The sequence below is a fragment of the Microbulbifer taiwanensis genome (assembly GCF_014904815.1).
In the GTDB taxonomy this organism is placed as follows: domain Bacteria; phylum Pseudomonadota; class Gammaproteobacteria; order Pseudomonadales; family Cellvibrionaceae; genus Microbulbifer; species Microbulbifer taiwanensis.
On sequence record NZ_JACZFR010000077.1, the window covers coordinates 1 to 5,101 of the forward strand.

General features: G+C 60.0%; 10 protein-coding genes. All 10 read right to left on the bottom strand.

What is annotated here, in order from left to right:
* The coding region (locus IG627_RS20340) for a hypothetical protein (RefSeq protein ID WP_193195086.1) at nucleotides 1-237 on the bottom strand (237 nt) is incomplete at its 3' end.
* 1 nt (nucleotide 238) lies between these two features.
* Nucleotides 239-697 (bottom strand): hypothetical protein, encoded by a 459-nt coding sequence (locus IG627_RS20345; protein WP_193195088.1) that lies wholly within the window; start codon nucleotides 695-697, stop codon nucleotides 239-241.
* A 65-nt stretch (nucleotides 698-762) separates the two neighbouring features.
* On the bottom strand, nucleotides 763-2,184 hold the full coding sequence (locus IG627_RS20350) for a hypothetical protein (RefSeq protein WP_193195090.1): 1,422 nt from the start codon (nucleotides 2,182-2,184) through the stop codon (nucleotides 763-765).
* Complete coding sequence (locus tag IG627_RS20355) at nucleotides 2,181-2,405, bottom strand: hypothetical protein (RefSeq protein ID WP_193195092.1); 225 nt, start codon at nucleotides 2,403-2,405, stop codon at nucleotides 2,181-2,183. The genes IG627_RS20350 and IG627_RS20355 overlap by 4 nt, the downstream gene beginning before the upstream one ends.
* Nucleotides 2,405-2,941, bottom strand: a complete 537-nt coding sequence (locus IG627_RS20360) for a hypothetical protein (protein WP_193195094.1) — start codon at nucleotides 2,939-2,941, stop codon at nucleotides 2,405-2,407. Before IG627_RS20360 ends, IG627_RS20355 begins: the two co-directional genes overlap by 1 nt.
* Nucleotides 2,925-3,299 carry a hypothetical protein gene (locus IG627_RS20365; RefSeq protein WP_193195096.1) on the bottom strand — a complete coding sequence of 125 codons (375 nt, stop codon included), beginning with the start codon at nucleotides 3,297-3,299 and terminating at the stop codon, nucleotides 2,925-2,927. The genes IG627_RS20360 and IG627_RS20365 overlap by 17 nt, the downstream gene beginning before the upstream one ends.
* Complete coding sequence (locus IG627_RS20370; protein WP_193195097.1) at nucleotides 3,287-3,511, bottom strand: hypothetical protein; 225 nt, start codon at nucleotides 3,509-3,511, stop codon at nucleotides 3,287-3,289. The genes IG627_RS20365 and IG627_RS20370 overlap by 13 nt, the downstream gene beginning before the upstream one ends.
* A gap of 3 nt (nucleotides 3,512-3,514) precedes the next feature.
* Nucleotides 3,515-3,826, bottom strand: a complete 312-nt coding sequence (locus tag IG627_RS20375; RefSeq protein ID WP_193195099.1) for a hypothetical protein — start codon at nucleotides 3,824-3,826, stop codon at nucleotides 3,515-3,517.
* 12 nt (nucleotides 3,827-3,838) lie between these two features.
* Nucleotides 3,839-4,654, bottom strand: a complete 816-nt coding sequence (locus IG627_RS20380) for a major capsid protein P2 (RefSeq protein WP_193195101.1) — start codon at nucleotides 4,652-4,654, stop codon at nucleotides 3,839-3,841.
* Nucleotides 4,654-4,830, bottom strand: coding sequence for a hypothetical protein (locus IG627_RS20385; protein ID WP_193195103.1), 177 nt, complete (start codon nucleotides 4,828-4,830; stop codon nucleotides 4,654-4,656). Before IG627_RS20385 ends, IG627_RS20380 begins: the two co-directional genes overlap by 1 nt.
* Nucleotides 4,831-5,101 lie beyond the last annotated feature (271 nt).

A 5,101-nucleotide genomic window follows, 5' to 3' on the forward strand; every position in this document is an offset into this window, starting at 1 on the left:
CACTTGTTCCGGGTGGGTGATTTCCCACAGCCAGGCGCCGAGGCTGAAATTATCGTTGTCGCCGCCATCGTTGAGGATATCGCCCACAGCGTTAACGCCCTGGTAGACGATATTGTTGGTGCTGGTGGGGTTTACCTTGTCGCCGATCGCGGCGGCGTTTCGGTAGAGTAGATAGCCGCCGACGATCGCGGCACCGGTCAGCACCATCAGGCCATCTACGCGCACGGTTTTTTTCATCTCAGGCAAACCCCGATTGCAGACCCAGGTACTGGTGATTGACCCGCGACCAGGTGGCGATCCCGCCGTCCGGTTTTCGCGGGCGCACGTCCAGGTGCACCATGTGTCCGGGGCTGGTATCGGTATAGACGCCGATGCCGGTAAAGCCGACCTGTTCCGCCACCTGGTAGGCGTGCTCCAGCTGGGCGCCGTTGTCCAGGTAGCGCCAGTTTCCGGCAGGGTCTTGCACCTGCGGGAATACGTCGATCGCCCGCACTTCGCCCCAGCGGTCGACGTTGTGTTGACTGGTGCCCCCTTCCCCGCCGTGGCGACCGATACCGCCCTCCGCCGGGGAGATGATCACGCGGCCGCCCCAGGCTGCGCGGAAGGCGTCGAGCTTCTGCAGCAGTTCGGCATTCATCAGCGGATACCAGATGCCGAATTCGGACGGTTTGAAGTGTGTCAGCGTTGGTCGCGTCACGGTGCGGCCCCCTATTCCCAAAATTAACAGGCCACCCAGCGCGGCGGCTGCGTAGCCTATGGCTTTCACTGGTCGAAGAACTCCGGCAGCATGGTTAGCGTTATTTCTGACTCCAGAAATATTGGTAGTTTCTCCGCGTTGATACCGCGCAAGGAATAGGATTGGGTACCACTACCCACCGTGCGCGTTACGCTTCCGTCATTGAATCTAACTGCCGTCAGGTAGTCTTGATAATTGTCAGTGTTGTAATCGCCCAGGGTGCGCAAGACAGCCTCTATAACGGGGCCCGTCACTATATGGCCTCCATTTTCCGGGAAGTGATCAACCGGAGACATCAGAAATGCAGTTTTGCGCGTGCCGATATCGGCGCCATCTTGCGAGTAAATTTCGCCGTAGGTGGTCAGGTCGTCGATATAGTTCAAGGTGTAGCCAGGACCCGACACCCAGCCCTTACAGTAGATAGTGCCGTCCGCATTGAAGGCCATGCCTGACCCTGAGACGCCGCCCACCTGTAGCCCTGGCACCGACCCCAGATACTCTTCAAACTGCACCGCCGTTGGGTCGTATGTCGCGTAGAAACTTCCATTCCCGATATAGAGCAGATTACCGCGCAGAAATATCATATTGTTGTTTTCGGACGGCGGAGAATAAGGAATTGCAATGCGGTCTACCGTTCCACCGTCCAGGTCAAACACCACAATAGCGCCGTTCGGTTCGGGCGCATCGACTTCGCTGTCGAGGAAATAGTACTTACCGTCCAGGTAGTATCCGCCGTGGCCGCTCAGATAGGTGAACGCATTCGACGCGACTCGATTTACCGCATACTCGCCGACCCGGAACATATATAGGTCTCTGTAGTGACGAAAAACCACTACCCCGGATGGTGACGCCGCAGCGCCCTTGACGCCACCAAAGCCAAAAGTGACTCCGGTTTTATCGAGCGCGTGAGTAGCATCAATGCCCGTGGAGCGCTCGTTGAACTGGTAAAGGGAATAGGCCCCGTTGCCGTCACCGTCGAATGCATACCAGTTCCCACGGAAGTAAAAGCTGGCTCGCTGGCCGGGTTGAACACCACTACTAATCAGCTGTATCTGGCTCCCGGCCGCATAGAACTGCTCTCCAAGAGACAGCTGCCCTACCGTCTTTGTCAGATCGAAAGGCATAGACAGCGCCTGCCCGTTGCCGCGTGTTTGGATATATTGGGAAACGTTCAGCTCACCCGATACGATCAGCCGGGAGAATTCCCCGAACCCCAGGACCAGCTTTACCACCTGGTCATAGGGCGACATGATCTCCACCACATCGACCGGCTTGTCAAAGCGGGCAAAGTCGCCAGCGCGACGTCCGGAGAGGCGGGAATTACCGACGCGGATATCCAGGTCCTGGCCCTGGTCGATGAAAACGAATTCGCAGCTCTGCTCAATATGATGCGGCGTGCCCGCTTTCAGCTCTCGGGTATGGGTCTGCTGTTGGCGGTTGCCGATCACTGTAGCCAGCCCTCGCCGATCACCAGGTGCACGGCACCGGGCGCGGTTACGGTGAGGCCATCAAAGCTACTGCGCTTGATGCGCTCGCTGGGCAGTAGCTCCAGGGTGTCTTCATTGATGATCAGCGATACCGGGTCCGCACTGCGGTTGAGCACGAAATTCCCCGGGCCGCACTCAACGGCGGTGGGTAGTCCATTGCTCATGACTTTGTAATCGCGCATTACCCTTTCCCTTTCCTCGCCTTTACCAGGCTGGCAATGATGAAGCCGGAGGCGGCCAGGCCGCCGACGATGGTCAGCGCCTTGATTCCCTCGGTGGTCACCGCTTCGCCCTCGCTGCGACTGTTGAGCATGGACAGATTGAAGGCGCGCTCGATGGTGTCGGCGGTTTGCTTCTGGCTAAATTCCGCCTGCTTTGTGATACCGCCAATGGCCTGCGCCAGAGAGTCAGTGGCTACCGATTTGGCAAAATCGTTGTTTTCCTTCAGCGCGCCGAAACTGAGCGCGCCGAAATTGTTGGCCGTGGCAAAGGCTTCCTCTGTCGCCGTCATGCCCAGGTCGAGCGCGCCTTTATTCAGCTCCTGAGCTGCGGCGATCGCGCCGTAGTCGGTCTGCTGCACGGAGACATTTCCGACGCTTGCGCCCTCACTGAGCGCAAAGTTCATGCGGTCACCGTCGCCGCCGCCCTCGACAAAATTAAAATTCTGTTCGACCTGGCTCGATTCCTGGTGGCTGCTGCTTTTACTCTTCCCGCCCATTGAGATTCAACCTGTAAACTGTTTCTGAAAATTCCAGGCCGGCGCGCTGATACAGCGCCTCGATACGCCAGTCGCTGCAATGGCAGCGCAGGGAATCGAACTTGCCCAGGGCGCCCCGCCCGATCGCCTCAAGGGCACCCACCAGGCCGGCGCCGGTACCGGCGCAGATCACCAGCTCGCGGCCACCGATTTCGAGGTTTTCAATACGGGTGACGAAGTACCCGGACGCCTCACCGCTGATCATGTACAACTGCGCGTGACCGGTGCACAGGTCGCACTCGACCTCATCGGAAAGCGTGGACCCCAGCGCGGCCAGGGCCTGGCGGTGCGGCCACGGCAGGCGGGTTATTTTCGCCATAGCCAGATAGCCCCCAGCACTACCACACCGCCGATCACCAGGTGGCCGGTGGTCGGCTGGTAACCGGTGGTCGATCCCTTGCCGCCTCCGGTGGTGAAGTTGAAAACATCGGTACCGGTGCTGTTACCGCTGCTGCCACCGCCGGCACTGGAGGGGCCGGCGTTGCCGCCGGTGATCGCCTCCAGTCCAGGCAAATTGAGTCCCGGAAGCATGCGTTACCCCCTGGCCAGCTTCGCCACCGCCAGCGCGGCTACAGCCACGCCGGTGACGGTGAGGACACGCTTGTCGATCACCATGCCGCCGACGCTGGTCAGGTTCGGGTTAGCGGTGCCGGTATTGACCATGCCCGCATCCGAACCCGAGTAGGCGGCCGGCGAGTTGCCGGCGTCTACATAGGCGTTGGCGTTGTCGGACTGCGGCGCGGCCTGAGTGACCTGTGGAACCGGGTTCTTGGCCTGCTGCGAGCCGACATACACCTGGCCGGCCCAGTTGAGGAAGTCCCCGAAACTATTGGTTGGCGATTCCATAGACCACCCCCTTTAAACTTCCAGCTCGCCCAGGTACTCCGCGACGATCTCCACGGTTTCGGCGCCGCTGCTGGTGATCTTCAGGCGCAGATCCTGCGCGGTGCGCACGTCGAGTTTGTTCTCGCCGTAGCCATCCTCGCTGAAGTCCACCACCACCCAGCCGGCCTGCGGTACGCGCTCGCTGTCGGCCAGCACGAAGTCATTGAGCGCGGTGGAGCGCTCCCACACGGTGCGGCCGTCACGCTCGATTTCCAGGTCGGTAATGTTCGCCGCCTTGATGAAAACGCGGCTGATCCACTGGTGCGAGCGGGTGCCCTTGGGCAGCTTGTCGAAGTCCCAGCGACCGGTCAGGCCCTGCGCATACAGGCGGCGGATGGAGCGGATGGCACCAGGGCCACCAGCGCGAACCGGAGACTGGATCGCATAGGCATTGGTAATTGCCGGCGTGGTCGCGGTGCCCTTGATATCGATCTCCAGGGACAGCGAGTCGATGACCTGGCCGGTATTCTGGTTGGTGCTGCCCACGTTGATCGCGGTCAGCTCCTCATGCATGCGCTGTTTCAGACCGGTCTGGTCGGCGCAGATGCGGATAAAGGAGCCGTCGCCAGCCTGGAGGCCGTCGAACTCGTTCATCACGTCCAGGGCCTCACCGGAGAAAGACTGCATCGCCTTAGCGTTGGCCATGATGCGAATCTCGTTGATCTCGCTGGTGGGAATGTTGGTGGCCAGCAGAAACGCGTGATACAGGCGCGGCTTCGGCAGTTTGATGGTTGCGGTCTGGCCGGGTGCGACGCCTTCGGCGGGTGCAAGTCGTACTGTCTGACGCATTACTTGGCACTCCCCTTCTTGGCGACGTTGGCTGCGGTTTGCAGCGGCTTCACGCCGGTTTTGTTCAGCAGATAGGCGACAGCGCCGAGCGCGGCCACTCCGGCGAAGGCCGAGAAGGCAATCTTCATATCGAAGTTGTCCTTCGCGGCGCTGGTTGCCGTGTTGATCGGATTCATGGATTAAGCCCCCTTGTGGCTTCCGTTCACTGTTCAGGAGCCTTGAAATTGCGCGGGGGGCCGAAATGAAAAAACCCGCTGAAACGCGGGTTAATCTAAAGGTCGGAGTTCGGTTAGGGTTCGGTTAATTTTTTTGGTATTTCAGCTGGAATTGCTCCGGCTCGCGGTGGTTGGCAGGGTCAAAACGCCAGAATTGCAGCGGCTGACAATCCGCGATCGCGGGCGCCGGAATGCCGTAGCGCTTGCCGATTTTGATACTGGTATCACCCAG